At 71.4% G+C, this 17,090-nt stretch carries 18 protein-coding genes; 5 read left to right on the top strand and 13 right to left on the bottom strand.

All coding sequences use genetic code 11. The annotated features are described in order from the left end of the window. Positions 1–307: 307 nt before the first annotated feature. Entirely contained in the window at positions 308–916 is a 609-nt protein-coding gene (locus OG251_RS24415) for a hypothetical protein (RefSeq protein WP_326679141.1), read from the top strand. Between the two features lie 55 nt (positions 917–971). Here OG251_RS24415 and OG251_RS24410 read toward each other — a convergent pair whose 3' ends face one another. From OG251_RS24410 to OG251_RS24400, 3 genes are all read right to left on the bottom strand, one after another. Continuing rightward, positions 972–1,763: a class I SAM-dependent methyltransferase gene (locus OG251_RS24410; RefSeq protein ID WP_326679140.1), complete on the bottom strand. Its 792-nt coding sequence runs from the start codon at positions 1,761–1,763 to the stop codon at positions 972–974. A 131-nt stretch (positions 1,764–1,894) separates the two neighbouring features. Further along, complete coding sequence (locus OG251_RS24405; protein ID WP_326679139.1) at positions 1,895–2,698, bottom strand: NAD(P)-binding domain-containing protein; 804 nt, start codon at positions 2,696–2,698, stop codon at positions 1,895–1,897. Between the two features lie 20 nt (positions 2,699–2,718). Next, the gene (locus tag OG251_RS24400; RefSeq protein ID WP_326679138.1) at positions 2,719–3,681 is read right to left on the bottom strand and encodes an alpha/beta hydrolase; all 963 of its coding nucleotides are present in this window, start codon (positions 3,679–3,681) and stop codon (positions 2,719–2,721) included. A gap of 74 nt (positions 3,682–3,755) precedes the next feature. Here OG251_RS24400 and OG251_RS24395 point away from each other — a divergent pair, with 74 nt between their 5' ends. Together OG251_RS24395 and OG251_RS24390 are read left to right on the top strand one after the other, a co-directional pair. Continuing rightward, positions 3,756–4,376, top strand: a complete 621-nt coding sequence (locus OG251_RS24395; protein ID WP_326679137.1) for a TetR/AcrR family transcriptional regulator — start codon at positions 3,756–3,758, stop codon at positions 4,374–4,376. A 424-nt stretch (positions 4,377–4,800) separates the two neighbouring features. Further along, positions 4,801–5,154, top strand: a complete 354-nt coding sequence (locus tag OG251_RS24390; RefSeq protein ID WP_326679136.1) for a beta/gamma crystallin domain-containing protein — start codon at positions 4,801–4,803, stop codon at positions 5,152–5,154. 200 nt (positions 5,155–5,354) lie between these two features. Here OG251_RS24390 and OG251_RS24385 read toward each other — a convergent pair whose 3' ends face one another. The 6 genes from OG251_RS24385 to OG251_RS24360 all read right to left on the bottom strand — a co-directional run bounded on the left by OG251_RS24385 (position 5,355) and on the right by OG251_RS24360 (position 9,996). Further along, positions 5,355–5,567, bottom strand: a complete 213-nt coding sequence (locus OG251_RS24385; RefSeq protein ID WP_326679135.1) for a hypothetical protein — start codon at positions 5,565–5,567, stop codon at positions 5,355–5,357. A gap of 197 nt (positions 5,568–5,764) precedes the next feature. After that, on the bottom strand, positions 5,765–6,340 hold the full coding sequence (locus OG251_RS24380; RefSeq protein ID WP_326679134.1) for a hypothetical protein: 576 nt from the start codon (positions 6,338–6,340) through the stop codon (positions 5,765–5,767). Further along, positions 6,337–7,737: a hypothetical protein gene (locus tag OG251_RS24375; RefSeq protein WP_326679133.1), complete on the bottom strand. Its 1,401-nt coding sequence runs from the start codon at positions 7,735–7,737 to the stop codon at positions 6,337–6,339. The genes OG251_RS24380 and OG251_RS24375 overlap by 4 nt, the downstream gene beginning before the upstream one ends. Further along, a complete protein-coding gene (locus tag OG251_RS24370; protein ID WP_326679131.1) occupies positions 7,734–8,540 on the bottom strand; it encodes an ABC transporter ATP-binding protein in 807 nt (268 codons plus the stop codon). The genes OG251_RS24375 and OG251_RS24370 overlap by 4 nt, the downstream gene beginning before the upstream one ends. A gap of 140 nt (positions 8,541–8,680) precedes the next feature. Beyond that, positions 8,681–9,496, bottom strand: a complete 816-nt coding sequence (locus OG251_RS24365; protein WP_326679130.1) for a zf-HC2 domain-containing protein — start codon at positions 9,494–9,496, stop codon at positions 8,681–8,683. After that, entirely contained in the window at positions 9,493–9,996 is a 504-nt protein-coding gene (locus tag OG251_RS24360) for an RNA polymerase sigma factor (RefSeq protein ID WP_326681395.1), read from the bottom strand. Before OG251_RS24360 ends, OG251_RS24365 begins: the two co-directional genes overlap by 4 nt. A gap of 227 nt (positions 9,997–10,223) precedes the next feature. Here OG251_RS24360 and OG251_RS24355 point away from each other — a divergent pair, with 227 nt between their 5' ends. Further along, positions 10,224–10,985 (top strand): DUF6796 family protein, encoded by a 762-nt coding sequence (locus OG251_RS24355; RefSeq protein WP_326679129.1) that lies wholly within the window; start codon positions 10,224–10,226, stop codon positions 10,983–10,985. Positions 10,986–11,083: 98 nt separating this feature from the next. On the opposite strand, the gene OG251_RS24350 is transcribed toward OG251_RS24355, so the two are convergent. Beyond that, a complete protein-coding gene (locus OG251_RS24350; protein WP_326679128.1) occupies positions 11,084–12,316 on the bottom strand; it encodes an MFS transporter in 1,233 nt (410 codons plus the stop codon). 335 nt (positions 12,317–12,651) lie between these two features. Here OG251_RS24350 and OG251_RS24345 point away from each other — a divergent pair, with 335 nt between their 5' ends. After that, positions 12,652–13,206 (top strand): CGNR zinc finger domain-containing protein, encoded by a 555-nt coding sequence (locus OG251_RS24345; protein ID WP_326679126.1) that lies wholly within the window; start codon positions 12,652–12,654, stop codon positions 13,204–13,206. A gap of 102 nt (positions 13,207–13,308) precedes the next feature. Here OG251_RS24345 and OG251_RS24340 read toward each other — a convergent pair whose 3' ends face one another. The 3 genes from OG251_RS24340 to OG251_RS24330 form a co-directional block, all read right to left on the bottom strand. Continuing rightward, positions 13,309–15,693: an excinuclease ABC subunit UvrA gene (locus OG251_RS24340; protein WP_326679125.1), complete on the bottom strand. Its 2,385-nt coding sequence runs from the start codon at positions 15,691–15,693 to the stop codon at positions 13,309–13,311. Between the two features lie 267 nt (positions 15,694–15,960). Continuing rightward, complete coding sequence (locus tag OG251_RS24335; protein WP_326679124.1) at positions 15,961–16,377, bottom strand: VOC family protein; 417 nt, start codon at positions 16,375–16,377, stop codon at positions 15,961–15,963. A gap of 10 nt (positions 16,378–16,387) precedes the next feature. Then, a complete protein-coding gene (locus tag OG251_RS24330; protein WP_326679123.1) occupies positions 16,388–16,807 on the bottom strand; it encodes a helix-turn-helix transcriptional regulator in 420 nt (139 codons plus the stop codon). Positions 16,808–17,090: the final 283 nt, after the last annotated feature.

Below are 17,090 nucleotides of genomic sequence, written 5' to 3'. Positions count from 1 at the left end.
AGACCCCCGTCCTGGCCGCGACCGCAGTGGCTCCCCCACGGGCGGCCAGGACGGGCACCACCCCACAAGGCACGGAGCACACCCCATGGAAAACAACCCCGAGACCCGAATCCAGGACTGCCCCCACTGCAACCTCTGCACCGGCACCAAACCCGGCTGCCCCTACGCGAAACCCACCCCGCCCATCGCAACGCCCCGCACCCCCGGCACACACCCGGCAGCCCACTAACCCCCAAGCCCCGCCCGGCTGCCCCCTGTCATGGGGACGGCGGCAGCCGGGCGGCACCACCCCCACAAGGAGGAACCCATGCCTCTCCTGACCCCGTACGTCGCCTCACGCAGCACCGACAGAGGCATGCCGGAATCCGCCCTGACCGTCGAGTTCACCCCGAACGGACCCCGCCTCGCCTACCGGGACACACGCCCCCAGGACCGCGACAGGCACGGCAACCTCTGGGTCCGCATCGAGGAATCCCCCGACCCCGGCCACGTCCAGTACGACTCCCTGCACTCCACCCGCCAACGCACCTGCATGGAAAACCTGCTGTGCCAGATCTGCGCCCAGCCCGCCGACCGCAACAAAGAAGGCTGGCTCTTCATCGACTGGCGGCGCGAGGACTCACCCCCCACCTGGCCCGAGAAATCACTCACCACCATGCCCCCGCTCTGCACCGAACACGCCCGCATCTCCGCCCGCCAGTGCCCCTTCCTCCGACGCGGCGAACACGTCCTCCTACGCGTCCGCAAACCCCACCCCTACGGGGTCTCCGGCACCCTCTACCGCCTCACCACCACCGGCTGGACCTCCACCGAAAACGGACAACTCTCCCCCTACAACAAACCCCGCTACCCCGGCATGCTCGCCTTCCTCCTCCTCCGCGAACTACGCGGAGTCACCCTCGCCGAACTCCCCTGACCCCCGGTCGACGGACGGTGCGGCCCCCGAACCGCGATGCCTGCCCACGGCTGGGTCAGCCCGGCTTGACCGCCAGCGTCGCGAAGTAGCTCGACATGTAGGAAGCGGATGCGTTGGAGTGGTGCGGCGCCTCCGCGAAGCCGGTGAGGACGAACCCCGCGGCGAGTTGCCCGCCGATCTGGTCGGTGAGGGTGTGGCTGTACTCAAGAGGGGCGTCCGCGCCGAACTTCGTGGCGCGTTCCTCGGCGGAGTAGTGCGTGACATCGCTGTAGGGCAGCTTGTGCACGACGTTCAGCTCGCCGCGCTCGTCGAGCGCCTCGTGGTCGAACAAGTACGCGTCAGGGTTGAGGAAGCCCGCGAGCAGAGTTCCGCCCGGTCGCAGGACGCGGAAGCACTCACGCCACACCGCTGCCAAGTCGGGTACGAACAGGTTGGAGACCGGGTGGAACACGACGTCGAAGGCTCCGTCGCCGAAGGCGCTGAGGTCGCGCATGTCGCCCAGGACGGTGCGCAGGTCCAGTCCGTCGCGCTCCGCCACCAGCCGGTCCTGGCCGAGCTGGCGTGGTGAGTTGTCGAATACGGTGACCCGCGCCCCCGCGGCGGCGAGAACCGGACCCTGCTGGCCACCGCCGGAGGCCAGGCACAACACGTCCGTGCCGGTCAGGTCGGTCGGCAGCCAGGAGCGGTCGACCGGCTCATGCCCGACGAGAACGATCGACCAGTCGCCCCCGCGGGCGCGCTCGACATCCTCAGCACTCACCGGCACCGACCACTCGTTGCCCTCCTGGACGCACTTGTCCCAGGCTGCTCGATTGTGGGCAACCGGGTCGACATCAATGTCCTGCACGTCTAACTCCCTGCTACGGCCAAGGGGACACCAGCGGTACTGACAGTTCGGTGCCGCCAGCCAACACGATCGCAGGGCGCGGGCTCAACGAAATTAGCGCCCACCTGAGGCAGTCCGGGGCACGGGCGGCCTCAGGAGGGGCCCTCTGCCCCGGGCTGCCTCAGGTGGGCGAGGAGGTCATCGAGGGCCTTGCCGAGGGCTTCGGAGTTGGCCGGGCCGAACCAGGTGGTGCGGATGCGTTCATTGCTTCCGTTCGGGGTCTCGTGGTCGGCGGCGAGTCGGTGCAGGGAGCGGGTCTCGTCCTCCAGGGCGCGGCCGGCACCCTGGAAGAGTCCGCGGAGGTAGCGGTCGGCGGTGTCGGCGGCGATGCCGTGGCCGACGGCCCACGACTTGAGCGTGGCGAGATACGCGTAGTGGGTGGTCAGCGTCCCCGTCAGCGCGGAGAAGACGTCGAAGGCCGCCTCATCCGCGACCGGCTGTGTCCCGCCCAGCTGCTCGAAGAGCGCGTCCGCCACCGGATGGGACGGAAACGTCACCGTGACGCAGCGGCGTTCGCGTACGGAGGGCAGCGGGATCGCCCGTACCAACGCCGCCTCGGTGTAGAGCACTTGGCGCAGGTCGTCGTTGGCGACCCCGGACATCACGTTGATCACCGTCCTGTCGTCGTCCACCCTCAGGCCGGCCAGTGCTTCGTACAGGTCCTGGGCGCGTACGGCGATGATCACCGCCTCCGAGCGGTCCACCACCTCCTGGTTGTCGGCGCAGACCTGTACTCCCTCGTAGCGTGCGCTCAGCTCCGCGGCCGTGCGCTCTCCCCGCGGGGAGAGGAACACCTCCGGCGGGGTGCCGACGCCGTCGCACAGGCCACTCACGACGGCCCGGCCGATCTCGCCCACCCCGATGATCCCGATGCGCCCCACCGTCGTCCTCGTCATCGGAGCGCTTTCCTTTCTCGTCATGCGGCGAGGGCGGTCCGGAGGAACGCGAGGATGTCCGCCCGCGCGGTCCCGGCCTGCGGTGCCAGGCCCGGCGTGGCGAGGAACCCGTGCCCCGCTCCGGGGTACTCGGCGAGCTGCGCGGGCGTCCCCGCCGCTCGCAGGCGTTCGGCGTAGCGGCGGCCGTGATCGGCCAACGGGTCGTGGGTGGGCACCACCAGGAGCGCCGGGGCCAGCCCGTCGAGGCGGTCGGCGTGCAGCGGTGAGAAGGCGCGGGGGTCGGTTCCCGGCGGAACGGCGAGCCGCCGGAACACGTGCAGCAGCGGCAGGCTGAGGGTCGGGGTTCGGGCGTGCTCGGTGAACGAGTCGTGGTCGAACATCGTCCCGGTCATATCGACAGCCGGGTTGACGAGCACCTGCGCCCTGAGACGCAGGCCGGCCTCCCTGGCCCGGATCGCCGCCAGGGCGCTGATCAACGCGCCGCAGCTCTCGCCGAGGACGGCGGTCCGCGCCGGGTCGATGCCCCACTCCTCGGCATGCCGCACCACGTGCCGGAGCACGTCCCAGCCGTCGTCGACAGCCGCCGACAGCGGGGTTTCCGGGTCGATGAGGCGGTGCTCGACCGAGACGACGAGTGCGGGCAGGTGGGCGGCGAGCCAGCTGTTGTTCCAGTCGCTCTGCACCGCCGTACCCACGAACCCCCCTCCGTGTACGTGGATCACCAGGGGCAGATCCGTCCGGCCGGCGCCTTCGTCGTCGCGCCCGGCGGTCGGCCGGTACACGCGGACCGGGAGTTCGCGGCCGGGCAGCGCCACCTCCTGCCACTGGATCGTGGCGCCGGGGTCCGGCTCCCCGGTGATCGCCCGCGCCGCGCCGGACGCCCGGAAGCGGTTCTCCGCGTCGCGGTAGGCGACCAGATCCTCGGTCGTGAGCGCCGACCAGTCCGGCTGCGGCGGACGCCCCTCGGCAGTGACCTCGCTCATGTCTTCTCCTCGTCGAGAGTTACGCGACTTCAGGTATCGATACCCAAGGTAGCGAAACGAGGTACCGTGTGGCTATGCCATCGCCCACATCCGCCAGGTCACCCGGCCGCCCGCGCTCCGGCGTCCACGCCGCGGTGTTCGCCGCGACCCTGAGCACGGTGCGGGAGCTCGGCTACGCACGCGCCACCGTCGAGCGCATCGCGGCCACGGCCGGCGTCGCGAAGTCGACGGTCTACCGGCGCTGGCCGTCGAAGGGCGTACTGATCGTGGACTGCCTCCTGGACGCCTTCGGCCCGGCACCACTGGAGGGTGCCGGGCGGACCGAGCTGATGTCCTCGACGATCCGCTGGATAGCGGCGAAGATCGGCGAACCCGGGGTGGGTGACGCGTTCGCCGGTGTGTTCAGTGACGCCGTCAGCGATCCGGCCCTGCGCGAGATCCTGTCCTCGCGGTTGCAGGACCCGTACCGCATCGCACTCCAGGACGCGCTCGGCGAGCCGGAGCACCGGGTCCTGTTCTTCATCGATGTCGTGGTCGGCGTCCTGCTCCACCGGATGGGCATGACCGGCGAGCCGATGGGCGAGGCCGATGTCGACGCGCTGGTCGAGATGGTTCTGCCGCACTTCGCCGGAGCGGGCGCACCGCGCCGGGACGGGGCGGGCCCCGGCACCCGACGCTCACCGCATCCCGCGTAGGCGTCGGCCGGCTCGCGCATCCGGCTCCCCCCGGCACCAGGGCGCGCCGCCGTCGCGCACAAAGCCCGCCGCATCCGGCCCCGGCCCCCTGCTCCACCCACTCGTACCGGCAATCCGATCCGTTTCGGAAGCCCTATCCGACCGGGCCGCCGCGAAACCGGGAAGGGCCCGCGGCAGCCACCGGATTGAAACGTGTTAACTCCCCCAGGCGCTCTCGATCTAGACATTTAGGGGTGCATTCCGGCCCAGGGAGCCGCGAATGATTGCCATACACACCTGCCTTACAGGATCTTCGTAGAGCAAGCACGAGAGACGAGACGACGGAAGGCCCGGACGAAGGCGGGCAGATATTTTTTCGACGCGTCTTCATTTGTTCGGCCGCACCCGTCGCCTCCCCGTTCGATTATCGAATGAAGGAGAACTTGTGATCTCAAAGACGAAGAGGTTCGCCCGTTCCGCAGCCGTGGCGTTCGCCGCCACCGTCGGGGTCACGATGGCCATGCCCACGGGCAACGCCTTCGCCATCGACCACGTCGAGTGCCGTGGCGGGGAGAACTTCCTGAAGATCTGGTCGCACCTGGACGGCAGGTCCAGCGTGGACTGCTACGCCAACAAGGGCCGGACCGGCTTCGGCAGCTGGTGGGTCGACCGTATTTCGACGGGCAACAACGACCTCATCTACTACGACGCCAACGGCGACTCGGTGCGCATCAACCGGTGGACCGACATCACTTTCCCGAACCACCCCCCGCTGGTCAAGGACATCGAAATCCTTTAGCTGACGAGCGGGCCGGTGTCCCGCGAAAGGCCGCGCCGACTCACGGGTCTTCGCGGATTCAATCCCCTTACCGAACGGACCTGAATTCATCGCGGGGTTGAATTAATCGCTGCCCGGCTCATCGATACAGGCCACGCGCATTTCGCGTGGCCTGTATCGGCATGTTCGGCGACACCGTTCACGGGCGTCACCGCTCACGCTCAGCCCTCCCCGCTGGTGCCGCTATTGCCGCCGAGGGGCCACCTGTTCGGGCGCCGGTTCCTTCGCCTCGCGCCGCCCACCACCGTCCCCGCGGCCAGCGTCACGGCCGCCACGGCGTGGACCCAGCGGGGCCCACCGCGCCCCGCCCAGACCACACACACGCACCCGCCGACGGCGAGGGCCAGGACGACGATCAGTGCCACCTGAAGCATGGTTCCCACCTTCGCGTTCAGTCCGCCGGTCCCACCGATCGTGCCAGGACCGGCAGACGCTTTCCGGACCCCGGGCGGGTCGCCGCCCATCGGTCCTCCGGCCGGTCATATCGACGCGAATCCCGGTGCGGACGGTTCCGTGCGCACAACGACCGGGGGGGCGGGCCCCCGCCTCCTGGAACCGGTCCCCGCCGCAGCTAACGCCTGGGGCCCCCGACCGCGTAGACCGCCGTACCGGCGACGACCAGGACGAGGGCCGTCCAGGTGGCGGTCGCCGTGCCGGGCGGCAGCATCATCCAGGTCAGCACCTGCCTGCCCACGCCCGACGAGGGCGGGACGACGAGGGAGACCGACAGCCACGCGAACGGCAGGATCCACGCGTACTGCGCCCCGCACCAGGCCGCCCCCATGGCGACGAGTCCGACCAGCCCCGCGCTGTTGCGCACGACGAAGGCGGCGGAGCCCGACTGACCGCTCATCGTCTGCACCGCCAGCAGCACCGCGCCGATCAGCACGCCGCAGAGCAGCACGTGCGCCGCCCTGCGGGGCATCCAGCGGATCGCGGCCGTGCGGTCCAACGCCCCGTCCTGCCCGCCGAGTCCGACCGAGACCGCCATGGCCCCGGCGGCGAGGATGAGCATGGACAGCCGCGGGTCCCCCAGCGTGCCGCCGCCGATCCCGGCGAGTGCCCACACCACCAGCGCGCCGATCACCACCCCCGCGAACGAGGCGGGCAGCTGCCGCGAACGCGCGTACAGCGTCAGCCATCTCACCGGAGCGCACCACCGTTCAGCACGGTCAGCGCGTCCTTCGACGAACAGGAGACCGCGGCGGCGTGCATGGCGCCGATCCGCCGCTGCTGCTCCGCCTTCGGCAGTGCGACGAACTTCTTCCACACCGGGCGGGCCAGGTCGTTCTGGTCCTTCGCGGGATACATGGTCCCGGCGAGCGGCCGGAGGTCCTCCCCGAGGACCCACGCGGTCGCGATGCTCTGCGCGGCGGCCTCCTCCTGCGTACCGCTCTCGGTCACGCTGCGGGGGCTGCACAGCGGGACCATGCCCTGGGCGACCAGGGCCCGGGTGACCGGGCGCTCGCCCTCGGCCTCGCCGATCGTCCGGTCGTCGAAGTCGAGGAGCACGGAGTCGCGCGGGCGTTCGGGCACGCCGGCGATCGCCCTCGGAACGGCGGTCTCGCGGATGGCGACGGGGGCCCGGTCGCCCAGGGCACCGCGCATCAGCCGAAGCGCCTCCTTTCCAGGACCCGCCAGGGCGTCGAGCCTCGCCTGCCGGAGCGTCGTCACGCACACCGGGCCGTCGCACACCTGCTTCGCCGCGGCCCGGTCGACGACGTATGTGTCGCGGGCGGTGGTCGGCAGCAGGAGCAGGGCGAGCGCCCCGCCCGCCACCAGGGGGGTGAGGGCCAGAAGCCGGGTGCGCGGGCGGGTGGCGGCCAGCAGGGCCAGACCCGTCGCGGCCATGCCGAGCAGCCAGAGCGTCTGCCCGACGTGCACGGAGGAGGAGAGCGTGAGGAGCGTTTCGCGGACGTCGGCCGTCGCCGGTGACAGCAGCGACAGGTCGTTCGGCAGGAACCCGGCGGTCGGCTGCGGGGCGTCCGAAGTCTGCATCTGCCGGAAGAAGTTGTTGAACACCAGGGCGGCCACGGCCAGTGCGGGCGGGGTGAGGACGGAGGGCAGGGCCCGCGCGACCCCCATGCCGAGGACCGCCCCGGCGGCCAGTGCGAGCGCCCCCACCAGCACGATGGGCAGCCAGCCGACGTGGGTGTACGCGGCGTCGCCCGCGAGGACCTGCACCGCGCCCACGACGACGAGGAGAGCGAAGGCCGCGAACAGCGCGAAGGCCGTCGTGCCCGCCAGGGTCGCCGCGCGGTGCCGCGCGGGCCGTGGGGTGCTGGTCAGCAGTTCGGGCATCTTCGAGCGGTGGTCGCGCAGCCCCTGGAGCGCCCCGAGCCCGATGGCGATCGGCCAGAGGAAGAACAGCAGGTACCGGATCCACAGGGCCATGGAGGTCCACTGGGCGGTCCACAGGACGGAGCCCTTCGACCACGCTCCGGGGATGAGGAGGAGGAACGCGAGCGCGGCCACCAGGATGACGGCGCCGGCCCACGGGGCGACGGACCGCCGCAGTTCGATGCGCAGAATACGGAGGTTCACCAGGCGCCCTTCGTCTGTGCGGGGTCGGCCAGCAGAGCCGAGTAGCCGCGCTCCAGCGGGCTGTCGCCCACGTGTTCCGGGCCGCCCGCCGCGGCCAGCTCGTCCGGGGTGCCCTGGAAGACCAGCCGCCCCTCGGCGAAGAGCACCACATCGGTGCAGGCGGCGGCCACGTCCTCCACCAGATGGGTGGAGACGACCACACACGCGTCGGTCCCCAACTCCTGGAGCAGATCGCGGAAGCGCAGCCGCTGCGCCGGATCCAGGCCGACGGTCGGCTCGTCGAGGAGCAGGATCGACGGGTCGTTGACGATGGCCTGCGCGATGCCGGCCCGTCGCACCATCCCGCCCGACAGGGCCTTCATCCGGTCGTCGGCGCGGTCGGCCAGACCGACCCGCTCCACGGCGCGCTGCGTCGCCCCGGGGATGTCCTCCTTGGGCACCTCCTTGAGCCACGCCATGTACTCGACGAACTCGCGCACGGTGAAGCGCTTGTAGTAGCCGAAGTCCTGCGGCAGGTAGCCGATCCGGCGGCGCAGCGCCCGGTGCTCGCCCAGCCCGCCCGCGGACTCCCCGAGCAGCTCCAGCTCACCCCCGGCGGGGCGCAGCACGGTGGCCAGCGCGCGGATGAGGGTGGTCTTGCCCGCCCCGTTGGGGCCGAGAAGTCCGTGTACTCCGGTGCCCAACGACAGGTCGAGCCCGTCGACGGCCATCCGGTTCCTGCCGACCTTGACCTTCAGTCCGGTCGCCCGGATCTCCCAGGCGTAGGCCGTGGGCGCGATGTCGGCCCTGCTCACTGCGGGCATCGTGCGCTTCCTGTTCTGTTGGTTCGGCTGACTCTGTTGGCTCTGCTGATTCGGCTGGTTCGGCCGACTCTGTTGGTTCTGTTGGTTCTGTTGGTTCTGTTGGTCCTGTTGGGGTTCTCCCGGATTTCCGAGAGGCGGGTTCAACGGTTCGCTCCCAGCACGGTGTACGCGCCCCTGCGGGCGATCACGACGGCGACGCCGAGCGCGAGGATCAGCGCCCACACCGGCAGTCCGCCCTCCTGGAACGCGGCGGCCGTACGACTGGTGGCCAGGGTCGGCGCCGCCACCACCACGGCCCACGCGGCCACCATGGCGACGGCGGCGCGGGTCACGCCGATCACACCGCCGAGCGCGAGGGTCATCGAGGTGAAGGCCAGGCAGGGCAGCAGCCACTGTGCGGCCGTCACCCCCGTCGCCCATCCCCCCGCCAGCAGCGCGGGGATCACCACGGCGAGCACGGAGGCGGTGCGCCGCAGCACCAGTTGCAGCCCGGCTCTCGGCGTGGAGGCCGTCAGCTCGTACGCCGGGTCCAGGCCCCGCGACCACGAGGCGGCCACACCGCACACGGGCAGGAGAGGGGCGAGCAGCAGCACCAGCGACACCTGGCCGGAGCCGGGTCCCACCAGGTCCAGCAGGAGCGCGAGCGCCGTCACGGCCAGGACCATGGCCAGCCACGGCGTCATGGCGGGCGTCGTCCACGCCGACAGCCTCGTACGGCGCCGGCGCGACGGTGCCGGGACGGCCGCGGCCAGTTGGTGTTCGAGGTCGGACCAGACGGCGTCGGTCAGCGCCACCAGTGCGGGGGCCTCGACAGTGACGGCCGCCGACAGCCGGTCACGACAGACCCGGCACCCTTCCAGATGGGCCTCCAGGGCCCATACCTCGTCCGCGACGAGGTCCGTGTCGCCGCGCGCGTACCCGTCGATGAGCCGTGCCGACGCGTGTTCCACGTTCATGCCAGCGCCTCCCGCATCATGATCCGGGCCCGTCGGGCGCGGGTCTTGACCGTTCCCTCGGGCACTCCGAGCAGAACGGCGGTCTCCCGGACGGACAGTCCGTCGAGCACCATGGCCTGTAGTACGTCTCTGAGCTCCGGCGCGAGCCGCCGCAGCGCGTCCCCGACATCACCGCCGACGGTGCCCACCAGCGCCTCTTCCTCGGCCGGGGGCGCCACGGGGTGCGGAGCGGCGGCGGGCGGCGGCTCCGCGTGGTGGGCCCTGCGCCGGAACGCGTCGACGAGACGGCGGGCCGCGATCGTCCACAGCCAGCCGACGGCCGTTCCGCCGGTGCGGCTCCCGGCGAAGGAACCCGCCGCCCGCCACACCGCCAGATACGTCTCCTGCATGACCTCGGCGACGATCTGCGGGTCGGCGCAGCGGCGGCGCAGCCGCACCGCCAGCCATGGCGACGTGCGCCGGTACAGCTCCTCGAAGGCGGCCCGGTCACCCCGGGCCACGCGTCGGAGGAGACGCTCCTCGTCCAGTTCCTGCGGCGGTGCCGCCCCAAGCCGTTTCACACCTGCTAGACGCCCTGCCGGGGCCGCAGGTTTTCCCCGGGGCGTGATCCGGGTCACACGTCGGGGCGGCATCGTCAGCCCGAACGCCGCCGCGGCACTCTTCAGCGACAGGTTTAGTTAGGTTAGGCTAACCTCACCATGATCATCGCGATGGAGGGGTTACCGACGTGCGGACACGTGGGAACGGGACGGGGCAGATACGGCTCGCCGGGATCGCCGGCATTGTGGCCTCGATCGCCTGGCTCATCGGGGACATCCTGCTCCTGGGCAAGCCCGTGGCATCGCCCGGAGACCATCCCCTCCTGACCGGCTACGACGGAACGGCCGCCGACTCACTGGCGGCGATGATGTCGGCGTCCACGACGCGGCTGGCGTGGGGAGCGCTGCTCGGCGTGCTGACCGGTCCGCTCTATCTGGTCGCGTGCGGGCACCTGTACCAGGGGCTCCGGCCGGCTCGGCGGTCGCTCTCCCTGCCACCGTTCCTGCTGCTGACCGCGGGCTTCGCCCTCGCCCCCTTCGCGCACGGCTCCTTCTTCTACTGGGGCCAGGCGGCCAAGGTGGTCGACGCCTCCGGCGTACGGTCCGCCGCCCTGGACGCGCTGCCGGGCGACATGGCGGACGTCCTGATCCTTCCCTACGCGGTGCTGCTGACCTGCTGGGTGCTGGGTTCCGTCTGGATGTCCGTGTGCGTACTCCGGGGCGCCACCGCCTTCCCCCGGTGGATGTGTGCCGTGAACCCGCTGACCTGCATCCCCGTGGGGGCCCTTGTCGCCGCGTCGATGCCCGGTCCGGTGGGAACCGCGATCCAGGGGGCACAGCTGAGCATCGGCAATCTGCTGCTCTTCTCGCTGTCGACCTTCGCCCTGTGGAACGCCCGCGGGGGCGCACCGGCCGAGCGCATGGCCGTCGGGCGACCGGTCAGCCCGTGAGCCGTCGATCTGCTGAGCCGCTGAACCGCTGAGCCGGTGAGGCCGTGAGCCGTCGAGGCAGTGGACCTTGAGGCTCACCGGACGGGCGGGCTTCCCGCTCAGAGCGCCCTGCGCAGTTCGCCCGTGGTCACGATCCGCAGGAACGGCGGGATCGTGAGGGCGATGGCAGCCGCGAAGACGAGGAACGCCGCCCGTATCCCGAACCATTCGGCCAGTACGCCGATCAGGGCCGCGCCCACCGGCATGCCGCCCCAGGTGAGCAGGCGGGCGGCGCTGGAGTAGCGGCCCATCAGGGCGTCCGGGACCAGGTTCTGGGAGATGAGGCGGGCGTTGACCGTCCAGAGGGTGCCGCCCATGCCGCCGAGGAAGGCCGCGACGGCGACGGCCCAGAGGTTCGCCGTGAGGACGGGGACCGCCATCATCGCCAACGTACCGAGCAGGTCCGCGAACATCGCCCACCGGCGGCCGAGCAGCCGGTTGACCCGGACCACGGCCAGGGTGCCGACCAGCCCGCCGACGCCGAGGGCGCTGAGGACGATGCCGTACTCCTGGGTGGAGAGCCCCATCAACTCCTTGGCGATCAGCGGCATCAGGGCCAGCCAGGCGCCCCAGCTCGCGCACAGGACCGTGAGGATCAGGCTCATGGTGCGCAGCAGCCGGTGCCGCCACAGGTAGCGCAGCCCTTCGGTGAGCCGGCCGCCCGCCCCGCCCGCACCCTTCTGCGGCGCGGCGGCGGGCCGCTCGGCGCGGAACCGGCCGACGAGCAGGAACAGCAGCAGTACGGCCGCGAGGTACCCGGCCCAGGTCGCGCCGAGCGCGACCCCCGTCCCGGCGGCCAGGAGCAGACCGCCGACCATGGGTCCGCAGAACTCGTTGGCGGCGGTCTCGACTCCGGTGATCCACGCGTTGGCGCGTTCGCGTGCGGCACGCGGGACCAGGGTGGGGATCAGGGCCGACTCGGCGGTCTGCGCGACGACTTCGGCGATGCCGAGCGCCGCGCCGACGACCGCCAGGGACGTGAGGGTGACCTGCCCGGCGGCGACGGTCCGGAACAGCCAGCCGACCGCCAGGAGCCGCACCCCGTTGGCCAGCCAGAGCAGCCGCCGGCGGTCGACGCGGTCCACCAGCAGCCCGACCGGGAGGGAGACGAGCAGCCACGGCAGCGTGAGGGTGAGGGCGATCAGGGCGACCGGGCCGGGCGAGCTGGTGATCCGGGTGGCCAGCACCGGAAGCGCGATCTTGATGATCCCGTCCGCGAGGTTGGTGAACGCGGTGAGGGCGAGCAGGACGCGGGTGTTGCGGGTGCCGTGCGCATCCGCCGCGGGAGACACGGGCGGCGCAAGCGGTGCGAGCGATGCGGGCAGCACGGAGGACACGGGCGGCGCAAGCGATGTGGGCGGCGCGGAGGACACGGGCGGCGCAACCGATGTGGGCGGCACGGGAGACACGGGCGGCGCAACCGATGTGGGCGGCACGGGCAGCATGGGCGGTGCGGGCGGCGCCGCGTCCTCGGCGGCCGATGGAGCCTGAGCACCCATGGAGCATCCCCTAACCCTCTAAACGCTTGACCGGTTATCCGCACGCAGCCTGACACCACCGGCGCGAACCAGTCAAGCGCTTAGCCGGTTACATGAGGGGTAGACTGACCAGGACCAGGAGGTGACCCGTGCTCGAAGCACCGCCTTCGGCCCAGCTGGTCGAAGCGTTCGCCAACACCGTCGATGTCGAACTGGGCACCGACGACGTGACCGAGCCCGCGCAGCTCGCCGCCTGGCTGAGCGAGCGGGGGCTCCTGCCGCCCGGCGGCCGGATCTCTCCCGCCGACCACGATCTGGCGCTGCGGCTGCGCGACGGAATCCGCGAGGAACTGGGCGTACACGCGGGGGACTCCCCCGACGCGCGTCGCGTGGCGGCGGCCGAGGAGGCCCTGCGCGAGCTGCCGCTCCTCGCCACCGTACGGCGAGGAGCGGGCCCGTCCCTGATCCCCGACCCCGGACTCCCGCCCGCCAAGCAGGCGTTGGCGGCCGTCGCCATCGCGTGGAGCGAACTGCTCGCCACCGGCGAGGTCGCCCGTCTCAAGCGCTGTGCCGAGCACGCCTGCGCCTGGGTGTTCTGGGACGTCTCCAAGAACCGCAGCCGCCGCTGGTGCTCCATGCGGGTCTGCGGCAACCGGACCAAGGCCCGCCGGTACGCGGCCAAGCACGCGGCCGGCGGCGACTGAGACTCCCGCCGGAGCGGGACCCGACCGGCTCGGAGACCCGCTCCGACCCGTTCAGTCCCACTCCGGAACCGCTCCGACCCGTTCGGCCCCGCTCCGACCCGTTCAGACTCCGACGTACGCCGCCAGGTGCTCGCCGGTGAGGGTCGAGCGGTCGGCGGCGAGGTCGGCGGGGGTGCCTTCGAAGACGACCCGGCCGCCGTCGTGACCGGCGCCGGGGCCGAGGTCGATGATCCAGTCGGCGTGCGCCATGACCGCCTGGTGGTGCTCGATGACGATGACCGACTTCCCGGAGTCGACCAGCCGGTCGAGCAGGCCGAGCAACTGCTCCACGTCGGCGAGGTGGAGTCCGGTGGTCGGCTCGTCGAGGACGTAGACGCCGCCCTTCTCGCCCATGTGGGTGGCCAGCTTGAGCCGCTGCCGCTCGCCGCCGGACAGCGTGGTGAGCGGCTGGCCGAGGCTGATGTAGCCCAGCCCGACATCGGCGAGCCGGACGAGGATGCGGTGCGCGGCGGGCGTACTCGCCGCGCCGGAGCCGAAGAACTCCTCCGCCTCGCTCACCGACATCGCGAGCACCTCGCTGATGTCCCGGCCTCCGAAGCGGTACTCCAGCACCGACGCCTGGAACCGCTTCCCCTCGCACTCCTCGCAGGTGCTGGCGACACCGGCCATCATCCCCAGGTCGGTGAAGACGACACCGGCACCGTTGCACGTGGGGCAGGCGCCCTCGGAGTTGGCGCTGAACAGCGCGGGCTTCACGCCGTTGGCCTTGGCGAACGCCTTGCGGATCGGGTCGAGCAGTCCGGTGTACGTCGCCGGATTGCTCCGCCGCGAGCCCTTGATCGGCGCCTGGTCGATGGACACCACGCCCTCACCGGTGGGAATCGACCCGTGCACGAGCGAGCTCTTGCCGGAACCGGCGACCCCCGTGATGACGGCCAGGACCCCGAGGGGGATGTCGACATCCACGTCGCGCAGGTTGTTCTCCGTCGCACCGCGGATCTCCAGCGCGCCGGTCGGCCTGCGCACGCTCTCCTTGAAGGAGGACCGGTCATCGAAGTGGCGGCCGGTGACCGTGCCGCCGGCCCGCAGCCCTTCGACGGTGCCCTCGAAACAGACGGTGCCGCCCGCCGTACCGGCGCCGGGGCCGAGGTCGACCACATGGTCGGCGATCGCGATCGTCTCCGGCTTGTGCTCCACGACGAGCACCGTGTTGCCCTTGTCCCGCAGCCGCAGCAGCAGGTCGTTCATCCGCTGGATGTCGTGGGGGTGCAGCCCGATGGTGGGCTCGTCGAAGACGTAGGTGGTGTCGGTGAGCGAGGAGCCGAGGTGGCGGATCATCTTGACGCGCTGCGCCTCGCCGCCCGACAGCGTGCCGGCCGGCCGGTTGAGCGAGAGATAGCCGAGACCGATCTCCACGAACGAGTCGAGTGTCTGACGCAGCGCGTCGAGCAGCGGTGCCACCGACGGCTCGCGGAGGCCGCGTACCCATGCGGCCAGGTCACTGATCTGCATCGCGCACGCGTCGGCGATGCTGATCCGCTTGATCTTCGAGGACCGGGCCCCCTCGCTGAGCCGGGTGCCGTCGCACTCGGGGCAGGTGGTGAAGGTGACCGCCCGCTCCACGAACGCCCGGATGTGCGGCTGCATCGCCTCCTTGTCCTTGGCCAGGAACGACTTCTGGATCTTGGGGATCAGCCCCTCGTAGGTGAGGTTGACGCCGTTGACCTTCACCTTGGTCGGCTCGCCGTAGAGGAAGTCCCGCATCTCCTTCTTGGTGAACCCGCTGATCGGCTTGTGCGGGTCGAGGAAGCCCGACTGGGCGTAGAGACCCACGGTCCACTGGCTGTCCGACTTCCAGCCGGGGATGGTGAACGCGCCCTCGGCGAGCGACTTGGAGTCGTCGTAGAGCTGGGTGAGGTCGATGTCGGAGACGGTGCCCCGGCCCTCGCAGCGCGTGCACATGCCGCCGGTGCGGTTGAAGGTCGCCTTCACGGCCTTCTTGGCCCCGCGCTCGACGGTGATCGCACCGCTGGCCCGGACGGAGGGGACGTTGAACGCGTACGCGCTGGGCGGGCCGATGTGCGGCTTCCCGATCCGGCTGAAGAGGATGCGCAGCATCGCGTTGGCGTCGGTGGCGGTACCGACCGTCGAGCGCGGGTCGGCGCCCATCCGCTGCTGGTCGACGATGATCGCCGTCGTCAGCCCTTCGAGGACGTCGACCTCGGGCCGCGCCTGCGTCGGCATGAAGCCCTGCACGAAGGCGCTGTACGTCTCGTTGATCAGCCGCTGCGACTCCGCGGCGATCGTGCTGAACACCAACGAGCTCTTGCCCGAACCGGAGACCCCCGTGAACACCGTCAGCCGGCGCTTCGGGATCTCGATGCTGACGTCCTTGAGGTTGTTCTCCCGCGCGCCGTGCACGCGGATCAGGTCGTGGCTGTCGGCAGCGTGCGGCGCAGGCGACTGCGGGTCCTTCTTCGTGGCCATGCTGGTCGTTCTCCGGCTTCTGCGTCGTCGGCTTGCGCTTCGTCGGCATCTGGTACGTCGGCTCGCGCGTCGTCGGCCTACGCGTCGTCGGCCTGGGGTTCGTCGGCTCGGGCTGCTTCGGCCGGTGGTTCGTCGGCTCGGGCTCTTCGGCCCAGGGGTCGCGCTGAGGGCCCGCCGCCTCCCTGACGGGCGGGGCGCCCAGCCATGGGCCGGGACCCTACCGCAGGCGTCCCCGCCGCAGGCCGGCCGCCGGCTGAGCGCCGGTCCTCACCCCTTGCGGGGCTGGTTGAAGCGGAGCATGTTGCCCGCCGGGTCGCGGAAGGCGCAGTCGCGGACGCCGTACGGCTGGTCGATCGGCTCCTGGATGACGTCCCCGCCGGCGGCCCGGATGCGCTCGAAGGTGGCGTCGACGTCGTCGGTGGAGAAGATCACGCCGCGCAGCAGGCCCTTGGCCAGCAGCTCCGCCATCGCCTGCCGGTCGGCGGGCGCGGCGTTGGGGTCGGCGAGCGGGGGTTCGAGGACGATCTCCACGCCCGGCTGCGAGGGTGAGCCGACGGTCACCCAGCGCATGCCCTCGAACGCGACATCGTTGCGGACCTCCAGGCCGAGGACGTCGCGGTAGAAGGGGAGCGCCTTGTCGTGGTCGTCGACGGCGATGAAGCACTGTGTGAGCTTGATGTTCATGCCTTCGACGCTACGAGGCGCCGCGGGATTCCGCTTCTCCATTCCTGACCGGTCGTGTGAGGACCTTGGCGACGCACGGCGGGATCGCGGCACCGGCCTCGTGACGGCGGGCCCGGTAGGCGCTGGGGCTCTCGCCGACCAGCTCCGTGAAGCGCGAGCTGAACGAGCCCAGCGAGGTACATCCCACCGCGAAGCAGACCTCCGTCACGCTCATGTCGCCCCGGCGCAGCAGCGCCTTCGCCCGCTCGACACGGCGGGTCATCAGATAGCGGTAGGGCGTCTCCCCGTAGGCGGCGCGGAAGCTGCGGGAGAAGTGGCCGGACGACATCAGGGCGACCTTCGCCAGCGCCGGAACGTCCAGCGGCAGCGCGTAGTCACGGTCCATCGCATCCCGGGCCCGGCGCAGCCGTACCAGGTCCTCCAGGTTCATACACCCCAGCATCGCACGGTGCTGACGCCGGCCCGCCCCCGCGATCGGCACGGCCCGCCCCCGTGATCAGCGCGGCCCGCCCCGCCATCGGCACGGCCCGCCCCCGTGATCAGCGCGGCCCGCCCCGCCATCGGCACGGCCCGCCCCGCCATCGGCACGGCCCGCCCGGCGATCGGCGCGCCCGGGACGCGGGGGCGCTCCGGGGTGTACGGCACCGCCCTGCCGGCCCGTGAACCTTTCCGGCGGCTGCGGGCAACAGGGGGTGCCAGACTCACCGGCCGAC

This window comes from Streptomyces sp. NBC_01237, assembly GCF_035917275.1.
GTDB lineage: Bacteria > Actinomycetota > Actinomycetes > Streptomycetales > Streptomycetaceae > Streptomyces.
Note: the sequence above shows the minus strand (reverse complement) of the source record. Positions and strands in the feature narration are given on the sequence as shown.

Coding starts and splice junctions, on each gene's coding strand:
- OG251_RS24415 (WP_326679141.1), top strand. CDS start 308: ATGCCTCTCCTGACCCCGTACGTCGCCTCACGCAGCACCGACAGAGGC.
- OG251_RS24405 (WP_326679139.1), bottom strand. CDS start 2,698: ATGACGAGGACGACGGTGGGGCGCATCGGGATCATCGGGGTGGGCGAG.
- OG251_RS24400 (WP_326679138.1), bottom strand. CDS start 3,681: ATGAGCGAGGTCACTGCCGAGGGGCGTCCGCCGCAGCCGGACTGGTCG.
- OG251_RS24395 (WP_326679137.1), top strand. CDS start 3,756: ATGCCATCGCCCACATCCGCCAGGTCACCCGGCCGCCCGCGCTCCGGC.
- OG251_RS24385 (WP_326679135.1), bottom strand. CDS start 5,567: ATGCTTCAGGTGGCACTGATCGTCGTCCTGGCCCTCGCCGTCGGCGGG.
- OG251_RS24370 (WP_326679131.1), bottom strand. CDS start 8,540: ATGCCCGCAGTGAGCAGGGCCGACATCGCGCCCACGGCCTACGCCTGG.
- OG251_RS24365 (WP_326679130.1), bottom strand. CDS start 9,496: ATGAACGTGGAACACGCGTCGGCACGGCTCATCGACGGGTACGCGCGC.
- OG251_RS24340 (WP_326679125.1), bottom strand. CDS start 15,693: ATGGCCACGAAGAAGGACCCGCAGTCGCCTGCGCCGCACGCTGCCGAC.
- OG251_RS24335 (WP_326679124.1), bottom strand. CDS start 16,377: ATGAACATCAAGCTCACACAGTGCTTCATCGCCGTCGACGACCACGAC.
- OG251_RS24330 (WP_326679123.1), bottom strand. CDS start 16,807: ATGAACCTGGAGGACCTGGTACGGCTGCGCCGGGCCCGGGATGCGATG.